General features: G+C 39.2%; 12 protein-coding genes. 5 read left to right on the top strand and 7 right to left on the bottom strand.

Annotation, left to right across the window (positions count from 1 at the left end; translation table 11 throughout):
- Positions 1–127: 127 nt before the first annotated feature.
- On the top strand, positions 128–1,207 hold the full coding sequence (locus PDT38_RS06705; RefSeq protein WP_270799955.1) for a mechanosensitive ion channel family protein: 1,080 nt from the start codon (positions 128–130) through the stop codon (positions 1,205–1,207).
- 13 nt (positions 1,208–1,220) lie between these two features.
- Positions 1,221–1,958, top strand: a complete 738-nt coding sequence (locus tag PDT38_RS06700; protein WP_270799953.1) for an NAD-dependent protein deacylase — start codon at positions 1,221–1,223, stop codon at positions 1,956–1,958.
- 27 nt (positions 1,959–1,985) lie between these two features.
- Here the strand turns inward: PDT38_RS06700 and PDT38_RS06695 are convergent, their stop codons facing one another.
- Positions 1,986–2,882, bottom strand: a complete 897-nt coding sequence (locus PDT38_RS06695; RefSeq protein ID WP_270799951.1) for a polysaccharide deacetylase family protein — start codon at positions 2,880–2,882, stop codon at positions 1,986–1,988.
- A 221-nt stretch (positions 2,883–3,103) separates the two neighbouring features.
- On the opposite strand from PDT38_RS06695, the gene dat reads away from it, so the two are divergent.
- Positions 3,104–3,952, top strand: coding sequence for a D-amino-acid transaminase (gene dat / locus PDT38_RS06690; protein WP_270799949.1), 849 nt, complete (start codon positions 3,104–3,106; stop codon positions 3,950–3,952).
- 39 nt (positions 3,953–3,991) lie between these two features.
- Here the strand turns inward: dat and nhaC are convergent, their stop codons facing one another.
- The 5 genes from nhaC to PDT38_RS06665 form a co-directional block, all read right to left on the bottom strand.
- Positions 3,992–5,353 carry a Na+/H+ antiporter NhaC gene (nhaC, locus tag PDT38_RS06685; protein WP_270799947.1) on the bottom strand — a complete coding sequence of 454 codons (1,362 nt, stop codon included), beginning with the start codon at positions 5,351–5,353 and terminating at the stop codon, positions 3,992–3,994.
- Between the two features lie 491 nt (positions 5,354–5,844).
- Positions 5,845–7,770 carry a TOMM precursor leader peptide-binding protein gene (locus PDT38_RS06680; RefSeq protein WP_270799946.1) on the bottom strand — a complete coding sequence of 642 codons (1,926 nt, stop codon included), beginning with the start codon at positions 7,768–7,770 and terminating at the stop codon, positions 5,845–5,847.
- A complete protein-coding gene (locus PDT38_RS06675) occupies positions 7,770–9,599 on the bottom strand; it encodes a putative thiazole-containing bacteriocin maturation protein (RefSeq protein ID WP_270799944.1) in 1,830 nt (609 codons plus the stop codon). Before PDT38_RS06675 ends, PDT38_RS06680 begins: the two co-directional genes overlap by 1 nt.
- A 118-nt stretch (positions 9,600–9,717) precedes the next feature.
- The gene (locus PDT38_RS06670; protein WP_394356225.1) at positions 9,718–9,978 is read right to left on the bottom strand and encodes a hypothetical protein; all 261 of its coding nucleotides are present in this window, start codon (positions 9,976–9,978) and stop codon (positions 9,718–9,720) included.
- A 274-nt stretch (positions 9,979–10,252) separates the two neighbouring features.
- Positions 10,253–10,675 (bottom strand): universal stress protein, encoded by a 423-nt coding sequence (locus PDT38_RS06665; protein ID WP_270799941.1) that lies wholly within the window; start codon positions 10,673–10,675, stop codon positions 10,253–10,255.
- A gap of 423 nt (positions 10,676–11,098) precedes the next feature.
- On the opposite strand from PDT38_RS06665, the gene PDT38_RS06660 reads away from it, so the two are divergent.
- Together PDT38_RS06660 and PDT38_RS06655 are read left to right on the top strand one after the other, a co-directional pair.
- Positions 11,099–12,853: an ABC transporter ATP-binding protein gene (locus PDT38_RS06660; RefSeq protein ID WP_270799940.1), complete on the top strand. Its 1,755-nt coding sequence runs from the start codon at positions 11,099–11,101 to the stop codon at positions 12,851–12,853.
- Positions 12,850–14,868, top strand: coding sequence for an ABC transporter ATP-binding protein (locus tag PDT38_RS06655; RefSeq protein ID WP_270799938.1), 2,019 nt, complete (start codon positions 12,850–12,852; stop codon positions 14,866–14,868). Before PDT38_RS06660 ends, PDT38_RS06655 begins: the two co-directional genes overlap by 4 nt.
- A gap of 15 nt (positions 14,869–14,883) precedes the next feature.
- Here PDT38_RS06655 and PDT38_RS06650 read toward each other — a convergent pair whose 3' ends face one another.
- On the bottom strand, positions 14,884–15,012 hold the full coding sequence (locus tag PDT38_RS06650) for a hypothetical protein (RefSeq protein WP_270799936.1): 129 nt from the start codon (positions 15,010–15,012) through the stop codon (positions 14,884–14,886).
- Positions 15,013–15,040: the final 28 nt, after the last annotated feature.

Genomic DNA, 15,040 nt, shown 5'->3' with positions numbered 1-15,040 from the left:
AAAAAAATCGTTCCCTTATAAGAATAACGGAAGATATCAAGCAAGTAAATCAAGGGTGAATCATAAGAAATTTTTCGAAGCTTTTAGTATAATGAATTCTTGACAGCGATAATAAGGAGAGAAAGTGATGTTTACACAATACATGACCGTAGAGTTTGCTACTAAAATGGGTATCAGCATTGGCATTTTGCTCTTATTTTTCTTGCTTAGAAAAATATTTACGAAATATTTATTTAATTTGATTGTCAAATTAACAAACAAACCAAAAACTGATTTTTTTAATCAGGTGGCGCTTGCTTTTGAAAAGCCAGCTAGGTGGTTTTTTACGATCGTCGGTATCTATTTAGCGATTATTTACTCGCCATTTTTTGATACTCACATGGCAATCGTTCATAAGTTGTATAGAGTGTCGTTAATTATTGTGATTGTTAGTGGGCTTTACAATTTAACAGCTTCATCGTCAGTTGTATTCGATAAAATTAATAAACGATTTGAATTGGCTATGGACGATATTCTTGCACCGTTCTTATCTAAAGTTCTTCGTTTTATCATTATTGCATTAGGAATCAGTGTAATAGCCGGAGAGTTCAATTATGATATTAACGGATTTGTTGCCGGTCTCGGGCTTGGCGGCTTTGCATTTGCACTTGCAGCGAAAGATACAGTCGGAAATTTTTTCGGGGGAATTGTCATCATCATGGAAAAGCCCTTTACAATAGGGGATTGGATTGAGACGAATATTGTGATAGGGACGGTTGAAGATATATCATTTCGAAGCACAAAAGTCCGCACAGCTGGAGAAGCTCTTGTCACAGTTCCAAACTCAGTTCTGGCAAATGAAGCGATTAAGAACTGGACGAAAATGAGAAAGCGCCAAATTACATTTTCACTTCATATTGATCCATCAACACCACGGGAAAAGGTGGAAAGGTGTGTGGAACGATTTAAAGAGATGCTCCGAACGCATGATGGAGTACACCAAGAAGTGATTATGGTCAATTTAGAGGTATTGCAAGACACACATTTAAGTATCTTTTTTAACTTCTATACGAATACAACAGTGTGGGCCGAAAATTTAGAAGTTAGACAAGATGTGAACTATCGAATTATTGACATTATGGATCAAGAACAAGTTGACTTTGTGTCACCTGGCCATCATTTGTTTGAATTGAGTAAAACGAAGTCGATGAATGAAAAATCTAATTAAAGGGGGAGACGATATGCAGGGAGAAGCTGAGAAATTCATCGGTTTGCTTGAAAAGGCTCAGCATATTACTGTTTTAACAGGTGCAGGAATGAGTACAGAATCAGGTATTCCAGATTTTCGTTCTGCAGGTGGGATATGGACAGAAGACACATCAAGAATGGAAGCAATGAGCCGTGATTATTTTGAGCGTTATCCGAAGCTTTTCTGGCCGAAATTTAAAGAGCTTTTTCAACTGAAAATGAGCGATTCGTTTCAGCCGAATGCTGGGCATCGTTTCTTGGCTGAACTTGAAAAGCAGGGGAAGGATGTCAACGTGTTTACGCAAAATATCGACGGACTTCATATCGAGGCAGGAAGCCAACATGTTTACGAACTGCATGGTACACTCCAAACAGCGACTTGTCCAACATGTGGAACGCAATATGGACGAGCTGAAATGCTGCAAGAAGAAATTCCAAAATGCTGCCAGTGCCGTTTTATTTTAAAACCGGATGTTGTGTTGTTTGGTGACATCGTTCAGCACTTAGACACCCTTTTTCAAGTTCTCAATTCAACTGATCTGCTGTTGGTGATCGGTACTTCACTTGAAGTAGCACCTGTCAGATTTGTTCCTGAAGAAGCACATATGATCCCAGGTTTAAAAAAGATTATGATCAATTTGGATGAAACCGCTTATGATCAATTGTTTGATCTTGTTATACATCGGAAGATCGCTGAATTTATAAGTGAATTAAACCGTTTTCCAATATAAAAAAATCCCCTGTTAACAGGGGATTAGTTATTCATGGATAGGAATCATCGACTGATCGATCACTTCAAATGAATAACCCATATTTTTTAGGTTTTTAATCAAGATAGGCAATGATTGAACTGTTGTTGGAATATCATGCAATAAGATCACAAGAGGTTGCTTTGTCTGCCGCTTTTCAAGCGTGCTTAACTGATTCAAAACTTCTGGAACAAATTTTTGACTTCTGTACTTCCAATCAAGGCTATCAATATTCCAGTCCCAATAAATAAACCCGTTTTTTTTCAACACTTTTTCTTGAGCGTCGGTTAAGTATGGTTTGCTTCCATACGGTGTTCTAATCAGGTTGGTTTTGACGCCAGTAATAGACTTGAGCGTTGCTTGTGCCTGCTTCATTTCTAGATTCGGAGAATAAGCATTTTTGTAAAACAATTTTTTGTTGTGGGTGACCCCATGAAGCCCAAGTTTATGACCTTGCCGTTTCATCTGAAGAACAGCTTCTCGATGGTATCTCATGTTTGGTTCGAGCATGAAAAATGTTGCTTTTACATCAGATTCATTTAAGATTTGAAGTAACCTTTGAGTCGCTGATGAAGGTCCATCATCAAAAGTCAAATAAACCGTTTTCCCCGGCTTTTTTTTCACTGTTGCCTGTTTCTTTTTTTCATGTTTTTGTTTAGGAACATCCTGTTTTTTGCTCAAATGGTTAGCGAGTTTGTCTCGTGTTGTTTCTTTGAGCGGGATGCTGTCTCCTTCATGACGCATTTGACTATTTTTTGTCATTGTCAATTCTTTTTTTTGCGAAGTATCGGGAGATTTCGACAAATCCCAAACATAAAGAAGAATCAGACACAGAATGACAAAACATGCTGATTTCGTCAGTAAATAAAGCACAGAAGGGGATGTTTTTTTCGAATCTTTACGCATGTTACTCTCTCCGTATCATTTTCTAATTATACTAGAATCCTTATCTCATAAAATAAGGGATCATATTTTTCAAGTATACAGGATTAGAAGGAAGATGAATACAGTTTATCGAAAATAATGTCATTTTTTAAAAGAAAATGTTGAAGGAATCCTATTTTTTTAAAAATTTTGACAACATCCACATGTTAGAATAAAAGGGAATGATGTAAAGGGGTGGGGAAATGAAGGTGCTTTTTAACGGTCGTTTCGTTGACCGGAGCGAATGTAAGGTTGATATTGAGGATAGAGGGTATCAATTCGGAGATGGGGTTTATGAAGTAATTCGTATTTATAACGGTACCTTTTATCTGTTACATGAGCACATCGCTCGATTGTTTAGAAGCGCTTCTGAAATTGAGATGGTCCTTCCATTTTCAGAAGCCGAGTTGAGAGATCAGTTAAAGGAACTGATCATCATCAATCAAGTTGATGATGGTGGAATTTATCTGCAGGTCACAAGAGGAACGGCTCCAAGAAAGCATCAGTATAATCCAGGGCTTAAACCGCAATTTATAGCTTATCCGCTGCCAGTTCAAAAACCTGTCCTCCAACAGCAAACTGGTGTTTCTGTGATCACCGCAGAAGATTTGCGATGGCTGAGATGTGATATTAAAAGTCTGAACCTGCTGTATAATGTGATGGCCAAGCAAAAAGCTTATGAGGCTTCGGCATTTGAAGCGATTTTGCTTCGCGGTGGGGTTGTAACAGAAGGGACGACTTCAAATGTTTTTGTTGTCAAACATCACATCATTTACACTCACCCTGCGACAAACTTGATTTTAAACGGTATCACACGGAGGAAACTACTTCAGCTTTTTCAAAAAAACGGCTGGCCGTATCAAGAAAAAAAGATTACGAAAGATCAACTGCTGACAGCGGATGAAGTCTTTATTTCTTCGACAACAGCTGAGGTTATGCCTGTCACGGTGATTGACGGCCAGAACATTGGAGCTGGGACACCAGGACGGCTGACAAAAGAAGTGCAAAAAGTGTTCCAACATCATATTTTGCTAGAAACATCTAAAAAATAAACAACAGGGCCGTTTCCACATGGAAACCGGCCCTGTTGTTTATGATTTGCGAAAACCAAACAATATTGAAAATAGCGGTGATAAATAAAGAAAAAATACAAATGGCAAGTATTCGATTACAGGTACTCCAAGTGCAGTTGACATGAATGCACCACTGACACCCCATGGTATCATCGGATTAATAAGTGTACCGCCATCTTCAAGAGATCTTGATAAATGTTTGCGATCAATCCCAAGTTTGTCATAAAGTTTTTTAAAGGACTGACCTGGGATTAAAATAGACAAATATTGTTCCCCTGTGAGCAAATTGATTCCGATACTTGCTGAAACCGTTGAGAAAACGAGCCTTGCTTTTGTACGGATACCTTTAATGACACCTTCAAGCAGGCTTGAGATCAGTCCGGTTTTTTCCATCAGACCGCCAAGAGCAAAGGCTATCATAATGAGTGAAACAGAACCCATCATCGATTGAAGCCCACCGCGGTTGAGAATTTTCTCAACTGCTTCATTTCCAACTGAAAAAACCGGTCCGTTTTGCATAGCAGCCAAAAATGAAGAGATATTGGCTGCAGGCTGGATAATCGCAATGAGAACTATAGCTGAAACGATTCCAGCTACCAAAGATGGAATGACAGGTGTGCGTCTGACAGCCAGTACAATCACGAGTAATGGTGGCAAAAGGGACCAGCCACTGATGGCAACTGTACCTTCAATCCCTTTGACAATCGATTGGATGTTTTCTGTAGATGTGTCCGCAATTGTTAGTGACCTTCCCATAAAAAAGAAAACCAAAATGGTGATCAAAAGTGCCGGAATTGTGGTGCCCATCATATGTCTAATATGCTTAAAAATCGGAAGTTCCCCAACGCCTGCGGCAAAATTTGTTGTGTCTGACAATGGTGACATCTTATCGCCAAAACAAGCCCCGCAAATAACAGCTCCTGCAACCCATGTCAATGGAACCCCAGCAGCGTGAGCAACACCGATCAATGCCACACCAATAGTGCTTACCGTTGTGAAGCTTGAACCAACCAATGAACTAATCATTAAACAGCTGATGAGGGCTGTCAAAAGCAAATATTGTGGTTCAATTATGGTTAATGCATATACAGTTACAGTAGGAATTGTTCCGCTATACTCCCAGACCCCAATTAAGATTCCGATTAATGACAAGATCATAATGGGTTGAATACCATTTCGAATTCCGGTGATCATACCACTTTCAAGTTCTTTCCATGAATAGCCCTTTAAAGAGCCAACAGTCGCTAGAAAAGCGACACAAATGAGCAAAGGTACATGTGCTTCTGCATGGAAAATGAAGAGGCATGTGAAAATGATGATGAGCATGACAAAAAATAATAAAGCCGATATGGAAAAAGAAAAACGTTTATCTTTAAACAATATTTACACCTCATTAGTCAAATATCACTCTTTAACACTTTTATGCTTTTGTGCGTAAACGTATTATAACAGAAAAATAGTCAATTGACCTATAAAAAAATTAAAAAAGCGGGCTAAGTTTTTGAAAGCGCTGACTATTTCTTTAGGTATAATAGTCTCAGAAAGGCAGAATTGTATACATAGTTGTACCTAATTGCTGAAAATAGGGGGATTTACTAAATGGGGCTTCAGGTGCGATGATCTGCCATGTTTAGAATCTTATGATATGGGTGAGAAATCCACCCATCTTGATTTGCTTTTAAAGCACTCCATCATGTTGAGTGACATCTAACCAAAAGAAAAGCACCTTCAAAATTTAGACTATGTCTAAAATTTGGGGTGCAGTTCAAAACCATCCTGCTCTTTTTTGGATTCTTGTTCGTAATTGGAGGTGGTTGACAGGTGAAGGGCGTTCTGCTTAAAGATAAAACAGAACGATTAGAATAGACATGTTAAGGAAATGGATGGGGATGTTGATTGAGTTGTTCGGGTTTCATCTTTTCTTCTGTAAACCTAAGTTTCTTAGGTACTGTTAATACTCGCTCAAGTCCAGTTAGGCGGGTAAGGCGGTGTCCAAATGTCATGGGCAACATACCTGGGATTAAGACTTTCACACAGTATAAGCCATTTCGTTTAATGGTGGGTGAAGTTTGATCAACAACGATTACCTCAAGGTTGAGGTGGTGAAACCTTTCAAGCAGATTGCGAAGATCTTCGCTCAAGTCAAGGTTTGCTTCGTCTAGTTTGAAAGCGTCTTTAAATGTTTGCAGGGGCTGTTTTTGGTTTAGTAGAAACTGAAGGCGGTTTTCAGCTTCAGGTAAACCGTATAGCATACTATGTTGTTCCATTTTTTGTACTAAAAAAGGGTTGGAAAGCATTTCTAGATATTGATCACGGTCAGCTGCGAATCTTTGATCATGCTTTAACATCATTCCAGCCAACTCGTGACACGCGCTTTTAACCGCTTTTATAGGATTTAGATGGGCACCACCTGTGCAAATAAGATTTAAACCATGGGTCTTTTTGTTTTTAGCGATAGCCCAAATACTTGGAATACCGTGTTCCATGGTCGAATTGTAAACATACAAATCATATCCTGCAACAGCGCGAATTCGTTCTAACATGCATTGCAACTCTTGATCATCACAAGACTTAAGGTCAAGCTGTTGAAGAGGAAGCTGAGCATACCAGGTGATTAAAAAAGAATCGCGTTCAACGACTTCTAAAATGGCATGAAAGATTGCTTCCTCCAAGCTATTGCCTAATGCACATCCGTTAGATGTCTCATACACGAAACTGTTCTTTCGTCCCAAACTATAGTAGGCGAGCGCCTCTGGTACTAATATCGGTCGTTCTTGTAAAAAAGAATAACCCCATACCCAATTCATCGGGAGATGTGGATCAAACGGTTTAAAGGGAAAATCAGCATGCTGATACTGTTTTTCATCATGCAATCCCACTTTTCTCGGATCAAGTGCCACCGTTTCTAACTGCTCGTAACAATCATAAATCATTGTTCGTTTGCCCCGTGGTTCGATTCCTGAAAAACGTTCTAACCCTTCTAAAATAGCCGTTAACTCGCTTTCTTCATATGAATGGCTCCTACCGCCGACACCTTCATTTCCGATCCATAAAGGCATATTGACAATCATATCGGCAAACGGCAGAATGGCATCATATCTTTTACTATTAAAAATCCCTGTTCGCTGATCAAGGTATTCAGTCTTAAGTACACTTTTTAATTCAGCTAAATCGCGAACACGAAAACGATCAATCCTTGTTTTCAAACTTGGTTGAAGTTTAAGTAGGGCTAATTCTGCTGTATCTTCAGGTATATGGCTACAAATCGGACATGATGGATCAGGGATAAAGGAATGAAAAGAACTTTCTAATGTTTTCATATTGATGAACAACAATCGATTTTCCAGGTTATGATGACCGTGGTTGATTACGTTTTCGATCTCATGACAAATCAACAAAATCATCTGACGACAGCCGTTCCTTGAGGCCCATGGGTCACGGTTGACCTCTCCTTCTAATTCTTGCATTTGTTGACTGTCTGGACTGTTGATCATCCGTCTCATATCAGCACATTGAGAACACCCAGAGTTGGCCGGATTAACGAATGGCCCGATGATACCTTCACCAAATGAAACAAAACCGCGAAGCCATGGAATGCCCATTTGACGGAATTTTTCGTCTGCTTTGCGGTATAAACATGGGCGACAAGCATCATGTACGACAATGGCAAACTGAGTTCCATTAGGTATTCCAGCCTCAAAGTCAGGTTGACAGATCACCTTATATTTTGCGGTCAATTGTTTTAACACACCGTCTGCGATCACACCGTCACCAATTAGTAAAATGGTGTGTTCCATCACACTTCCTCCTTTGAAAGACGCACAGCATAGATATCGAGATGTTTTTTCAAAATCGGTTCAAGCGGAAAATCATAGACAAGGAGTTGTAAACCGTGCTGTTTCAACTTTGTTAATGTCAAGTTCATCAACTTTGGAAAATCTTCAATCATATCAATATGAAGTGGCTTTATATGGTTTTGATTAACAATCAGAGAACTGTTTTTTTGTGGCTGTATGTTCATGAGAGCACACTCCAATGTTTTTCTTAATGCTAATGTGATGTTTATGCCCACACTTTTGTACCATTGATTATGTAGACATACCCATATGACAGGAAAGCCTGCTACTTCCGTGCCTAAAAAAATCTTTACAGGGCTGTTCGACTGCTTCATGATATTCAAATAGTACTCACAATGATGATCATTGATCACTTCTAAAGTGATTGGTGATATGATTTCTTTTCCATTCCACTCCCGTTTTTCCAATTCATGATGTAAACATGTTTGCAATCCTCTTAGTACGGCTTCTGCAAACATGTCTCCTGCTCCTACACCTAGAAACTGTTTTTCCCCAGTATAGGAATGAACAAGTTTTGAGCCATACATTTCAATTCCGATCAGTCCGGCCTCTCGTCGAGCTTCTTCATGGGTAAAACCGACACAAATCTTTTTCGCTAAAAGTTCAGCTGGCCCTGTTGATAATGGATTGACAGGTTGCACATAACACTGTGACAAAGGAAGCTGTTTTAAATTTTTTTCTTCCCATAAATGAAAGATTCCGATTTTTTCAGAAGTTAGTTGACTAAATAGTTGAAAGATATGACTTTTTCCTTTAGAATCCATTGTCATTCTCGTCTCCATGTCGTGGATGAAGTGAAGTTCAGCGGTTTTAATATTGACAAGCGGATGAGGGGGGAACCAGTGCCAAGTACTTTCCAACGTCACGAGATCAAGAAGATAAACATGGTTTCGTTTCGATAATTGTGATAGGCCGGTAACGGCTTTAAACAATTCAAAAGCAATGATATTTGCGAGCATGTCTTTTCCTATCGAAGAATACGTTTCAAGTTTGTGATGATCCAAGAGAACCGTACTGTGAAGGCGTCGCCATGCTGATTCAAAGCATCCATCATGATGATCGAGCGTGACAGGCCCTGCTAAGCCCATTTGTTTCACACAGACTGCCGGGAAAAAACTTTTTCCTTTTTTTCTGCATTCTCTTTGAAGCTCACTGATTTTTTCTGGATCGGCATCTTCAGAAACATATAATACCCAGTCAAAAGGTATGATGGCTTCTTGCCAATTTTGGGTTGGGATCACTTCAATCGTTACATCGTGTTCATTCTCCTTTAACAGCTCTGAAGCTCGTTGCTGGACATAAATTGTGGTGAACCCCGTTTCAGCCAAGGCACGCACCATTGAAGCAACAAAGGAACCAGTGCCTAGTAATAATACTTTTGCATTGCGGCATGATTGAAAGCGATATGCTCCTGAATTCGCAAAACTCTCAATCCATTCGATTTGTGATGCGTACGTGTTAAGCTCCTCGCATTGCAATCTATGAGACTTATCACAACTCACATCCCGAACAAATCCGTTTTTTTGAAGAATATCTCCAATTTCAAACACTCTGTTTCTGTATGGAGTAGATAATCCAGCTGTCAATTCTTCAAGTGTATGTTTGCCATTAAACATAGGCCATAATTTTTCGATCCACTGATAAATAGAATCACCTTTTATTCGAAAAGAACCAGAGTTGTTTCTAAAATAAACGCCACCATTTGGATTACGAAGAAAACATGTATCTTGCTTCACCTTTAAGCGAGCGGATGCGGTCAAGTTTGTCATGCAGCTCCTCCTTAAGATGATGTTAAAAAAATACATACCATTATATGTCATCTAGTTTGTCCATTATGTTGAGCAAATTAAGCCCCTGCAGTTCGTACAGGGGCAGTATACATCAGGACTACATACCACCATACCAGCAACAGTGACCAGCACAACTCCAACAGCTTCCGCAACTTGCACAGCTGGCACAACTCCAACAGCTTCCGCAACTTGCACAGCTGGCACAACTCCAACAGCTTCCGCAACTTGCACAGCTGGCACAACTCCAACAGCTTCCGCAGCTTGCACAGCTGGCACAACTCCAACAGCTTCCACAACTCCAGCAACTTCCAGAATGCATCATATTAGCATCGCGATGGTTAGGATCCCAAGCCATCATTTCACCCGCCTGGAAATGATCCATCCCTAATGATTGTAGTTCATCATGAAAATGTTGCATGTTTCCACCTCTTTTTTCATATTCATAAACTAATTTTTCGTTAAGGTATTGAAAGAAATTAAACACCCGGGGTCTCTCGATATCAAAATATGGGATTTGTTAGGTGGTTGTTACTGCTTTAACCGCCTATTTTCTAATGAAAGAACCTAGTGGAATCTTTCGAGAAATAAAATATAAAAAAAACCGGCCTGATAAGACCGGTTAAATGAGAACCTTATTTGATGATTAAGACAGGTATTTCTGATTCAGTCGAAATCTTGTCACTGACACTGCCAAACAACAATTTTTTTATGCGATTTTGGTCCCGAGTCCCTGTAATAATCAGATCGGCACTGAGTTTTTCCGCGTGATCAAGGATTGCGTTTGCAGGATCACCTTCTAAAATAGCAATTTCAGCTGTAAGCTGATTCTCGTTTAAGACTCGTTTTGCTGAAGCAAGCGCTTCTTCTGTACTGTCTTCATAGATCATAGGTTCGTCATTTATTGTTTCATATGGAGGAGAGATTTTTACCTCCTGAACATGTGCTATGAACAGTTTGGAACCAAGTCTTTTTGTTAGTTCAATTGCTTTAATAAGGGCACTTCTGCTTTCATCTTTTTCGTCAAATGCAACAAGGATTCGGGCCGCTTTAAACAAATGGATCATTCCTTTCAGAATGGGATTATTATTGTTATACCCGTTTTTTGATGAAGTCTAACAATCAAGTTGACAATAAAAGACTCGTATAATAAGATGGAAAATATTAATAAGAATGGGAGGTTACCGTCATGTTAAGAACAATGAATCCAACATTTCTAAGAAAATTGAATCATAACGTGACGGTGGAAAACCTCTCTTAGATTATTTTTCAAAATGTAAGTGAGGCGTATGTCGCGTTAAGAGCGTGCATGCGCCTTTTGATTGATATGGGAAAGGCATGCTGCAAAATAAACAGTATGTCTTTTTTTCATATATAAAATAAGTAAGAGGAGGGATTTCTGTGTTCAGTATTAGAAAAAAAGAAAGCCATGATTGTAAGGAAAAACTTGAAGGCGGTTAAAAATATGGGGGGATGACATGATGTTTTCTGTTTTATGGAAGTTAGGTTGGTTTTTTAAGGACTCTTGGAAGCGTTATACAATAGCGATCACCCTGCTATTGATTGTTAATTCTTTAGAAATGTTTCCGCCAAAGCTATTCGGAAATGTGATTGATGATATTCAAGCGGGCACTTTTTCAATGGCAGCCATGCTCCGTTATATAGGTTTATTTATCGGTTTGGCAATCGTTGTGTATATGTTGTCGTATTACTGGATGTATCAACTGTTTGGCGGTGCAAATCTGATTGAAAAAATCCTTAGATCCAAATTAATGGGTCATTTGTTAAAAATGACGCCGACTTTTTATGAAAAGAACCGAACCGGAGATTTGATGGCAAGAACGACAAATGATTTAAAAGCCATTTCAATGACAGCTGGTTTTGGCATTTTAACATTGGTTGACTCGACAGTTTATATGTTGACACTTCTCTTTACGATGAGTTTTTTCATTAGTTGGAAACTGACACTTGCGGCGATTATTCCTCTACCATTCATGGCTGCCGCCATCAGTGTATACGGAAAAAGAATTCATCAGCGTTTTACTGAAGCGCAGCAAGCGTTCGGCGACTTAAATGATCAAGTTCTCGAATCAATCTCAGGTGTCAGAGTCATTCGTGCGTATGTCCAAGAAAAAAGCGATGTCAGCCGGTTTAACAGGATGACAGCAGATGTGTACGAGAAAAACATGAAAGTAGCGCGAATTGAAGCTCTGTTTGAACCGACAGTTAAATTGCTAGTCGGCATCAGTTATTTAATCGGTTTAGGTTATGGCGCTTATCTTGTCTTTCGTAGTCAACTTACTCTGGGGGAACTTGTTTCATTTAATGTTTATCTTGGAATGCTGATTTGGCCGATGTTTGCCATCGGTGAACTGATCAATGTGATGCAAAGGGGGAATGCGTCACTTGATAGGGTAAATGAGACATTGTCATATCTGCCCGATGTGACAGAAGCACCGCATGTTGAAAAAACGAAACCAGGGGATCTTGTCTTTGAAAATGTTAGTTTTTCGTATCCAAGTTCAAGTTCAGACAATCTTAAGTCCATTTCATTTACTGTTTTAAAAGGGCAAACTATTGGAATAGTAGGGAAGACAGGAAGTGGGAAAACGACATTAATCAAACAGCTTTTAAGACAATATCCAAAAGGAACAGGAACAATCACGATTTCTGGTGTGCCGATCGAGAACATCTCTCTTGACGAATTACATAGCTGGATCGGATATGTTCCTCAAGATCATGTATTATTTTCAAAAACGATAAAAGAAAACATTTTGTTTGGGACTCAAGATGGAAAAGACCAGGATGTGAAAGATGTTATTCGAGCAGCTCATTTAGAAAAGGATCTCGAACAACTCCCTGAGGGATTTGAGACAATGGTAGGTGAGAAAGGTGTCGCCTTGTCAGGTGGGCAAAAACAACGAGTTTCAATTGCTCGTGCATTAATCAAAGAACCACACATCTTGATTTTAGATGATTCGCTATCAGCTGTTGATGCGAAAACAGAACGGATGATGATCGGAAATATTCGGGATAAACGGAAAGAAAAAACAACGTTTATTATCTCGCATCGTATGTCAACAGTCGAGCATGCTGATGTCATACTGGTGATAGAAGATGGAAAAATAGTCGAACGGGGTACTCACCTAGAGCTGATTGAAAGAAAAGGCTGGTATTACGAGCAATATGAAGCACAACAGCACACTCCAGTGGAAGCAGGGGGGAATGGTGCATGAAGACTGGTAAGCGACTTATCCAATATTCCCTTTATTATAAAAAAATTCTGATCTGTGCACTGGTCATGCTGATCGTGGCTGTTTCAGCAGAACTGACAGGTCCGTTTATCGCAAAAAAGATGATTGATGAACACATTTTAGGAATTGAAAAAACATGGTATGAAGTCTCTGAAAAGAGTAAATACTCTGTTTCTTATAAAGGCAGGGAATATGTCAGGGAAGATAGAATGTCCTCTTCTGATTCAAAACGAAAACAGGTTCACGTTTTTCAAATCGGAATGGCGTACTATTTTGTTGATGAAGCGATACAGTTTGACGGTGAGCGAACGGTAATGAATGGGAGACTGCGGATACAAAATGGAACCCAATCGGTGACCTATCCGTCCGTCCGCCTCTCACCAGCTGAAGTGTATTCGTTTTATGAACCGGAAGTAGGCGGAATTGTCTCATTGGTTTTATTGTATTTTGGCCTCTTGATTTTTTCGATATTTTTCCACTATGGTCAAGTATATTTATTACAGATGAGTGCCAACCGGATTATTCAAAAAATGCGCAAAGATGTGTTCGCTAATATTCAAAAGTTACCCATTCCCTTTTTTGATTATTTACCAGCTGGTAAAATTGTTGCGAGGGTGACCAATGATACGGAAGCCATCCGCGATCTTTATGTCACTGTATTATCTACATTTGTTTCAAAAATCATTTATATGGTCGGAATTTTCACAGCACTGTTTATATTGGATGTGCGACTGGCAACGGTTTGTCTTATGATTATTCCGCTTATTGTGATTTGGTCAGTTGTCTACCGGCGTTTTGCATCAGGTTACAATCATAAACTCAGATCAATCAACAGTGATATTAATGCGAAAGTGAATGAATCCATTCAAGGAATGACAATTATTCAGGCGTTTCGTCGTCAAAAAGAGACAAAGCGCGATTTTGAGCAGTTAAATAACAGCCATTTTCATTATCAAAATAAAATGCTTCGTTTGAATTGTTTACTGTCACATAATTTAGTCAATTTCCTCAGAAATGGTATGTTTGTTGCATTAATTTGGTATTTTGGAGGAGCGGCCTTAAATGCAGAGGGAGTTATCTCAATCGGTGTTTTATACGCATTTGTTGATTATTTGACTCGTTTAATTGAGCCGATTAATGGCATTGTCAGTCAATTTTCCAAATTAGAATTGGCCCGGGTTTCAGCGGAGCGTGTCTTTCAGCTTTTAGATGAGTCAGGTGTTGAAGTAACGGAAAAAAGTACTGAGAAAGTAAAAGGTCATGTTGTGTTTGAAAATGTCTCATTTCGATATGATCAAAGTCATGATGTTTTAAAAAATATTTCATTCGAGGCGAAACCAGGCGAAACAATTGCATTAGTCGGACATACAGGATCTGGAAAAAGCTCGATTTTGAATGTGCTGTTTCGCTTTTATGACATCCGTAAGGGTGATGTGAAAATCGATGGAAAAAGTATTTATGATGTTTCACAGCAACAAATTAGACAGCATTTAGGTATCGTATTACAGGATCCTTTTTTATTTACCGGAACGATTGCTTCAAATGTCAGTCTTGGCAATGAAGAGATCTCAAGGGAAAAAATTGAAGACGCATTAAAGCAAGTTGGGGCTGATCAATGGCTAACTCAGTTACGTAAAGGCCTTGATGAACCAGTGATCGAAAAAGGAGGGACGCTTTCTTCAGGACAAAGACAGCTGATCTCGTTTGCAAGAGCGCTTGCTTATGATCCAGCTATCCTCATTTTAGATGAGGCAACGGCAAATATCGATACTGAAACAGAAGTCATGATTCAAAAGGCACTTGATGTGGTGAAAAAAGGACGAACAACCTTTATCATTGCCCACAGGTTGTCAACGATTAGAAATGCGAATCAAATCCTTGTTCTTGATAAAGGAAACATCATTGAACAGGGGAATCATGAACAATTGATCAAACAAAAAGGGCAGTATTATCAGATGTATGAACTTCAAAAAGGTGAGGGGATCTGTGTTGGTTAGCGAGTTTCCTCCTCGCTATCCAATAAGCCTGTCCGCCGAATTAGGTTTTCTGCATGTGAGCGATTGAAAGACAACATATTCATGCAAGAGCGAACATCCAACAAATTGTATGAGTTCCCAGTTTATCGTTGTTACAAATTGCATGCCGACTCCTCCTTCAGAAGTTAGCATA

The sequence above is a fragment of the Bacillus changyiensis genome, assembly GCF_027706145.1.
Classification (GTDB): domain Bacteria; phylum Bacillota; class Bacilli; order Bacillales; family Bacillaceae; genus Bacillus; species Bacillus changyiensis.
The sequence above is the reverse complement of the archived record's forward strand: the minus strand, read 5'-3'. Positions and strand labels throughout refer to the sequence as shown.

Bases quoted from the DNA above. Each gene is read 5' to 3' on its own strand.
- PDT38_RS06705 (WP_270799955.1), top strand. From the start codon at position 128: ATGTTTACACAATACATGACCGTAGAGTTTGCTACTAAAATGGGTATC.
- PDT38_RS06700 (WP_270799953.1), top strand. From the start codon at position 1,221: ATGCAGGGAGAAGCTGAGAAATTCATCGGTTTGCTTGAAAAGGCTCAG.
- PDT38_RS06695 (WP_270799951.1), bottom strand. From the start codon at position 2,882: ATGCGTAAAGATTCGAAAAAAACATCCCCTTCTGTGCTTTATTTACTG.
- dat (WP_270799949.1), top strand. From the start codon at position 3,104: ATGAAGGTGCTTTTTAACGGTCGTTTCGTTGACCGGAGCGAATGTAAG.
- PDT38_RS06680 (WP_270799946.1), bottom strand. From the start codon at position 7,770: ATGGAACACACCATTTTACTAATTGGTGACGGTGTGATCGCAGACGGT.
- PDT38_RS06675 (WP_270799944.1), bottom strand. From the start codon at position 9,599: ATGACAAACTTGACCGCATCCGCTCGCTTAAAGGTGAAGCAAGATACA.
- PDT38_RS06670 (WP_394356225.1), bottom strand. From the start codon at position 9,978: ATGATGGCTTGGGATCCTAACCATCGCGATGCTAATATGATGCATTCT.
- PDT38_RS06660 (WP_270799940.1), top strand. From the start codon at position 11,099: ATGTTTTCTGTTTTATGGAAGTTAGGTTGGTTTTTTAAGGACTCTTGG.
- PDT38_RS06655 (WP_270799938.1), top strand. From the start codon at position 12,850: ATGAAGACTGGTAAGCGACTTATCCAATATTCCCTTTATTATAAAAAA.
- PDT38_RS06650 (WP_270799936.1), bottom strand. From the start codon at position 15,012: ATGCAATTTGTAACAACGATAAACTGGGAACTCATACAATTTGTTGGA.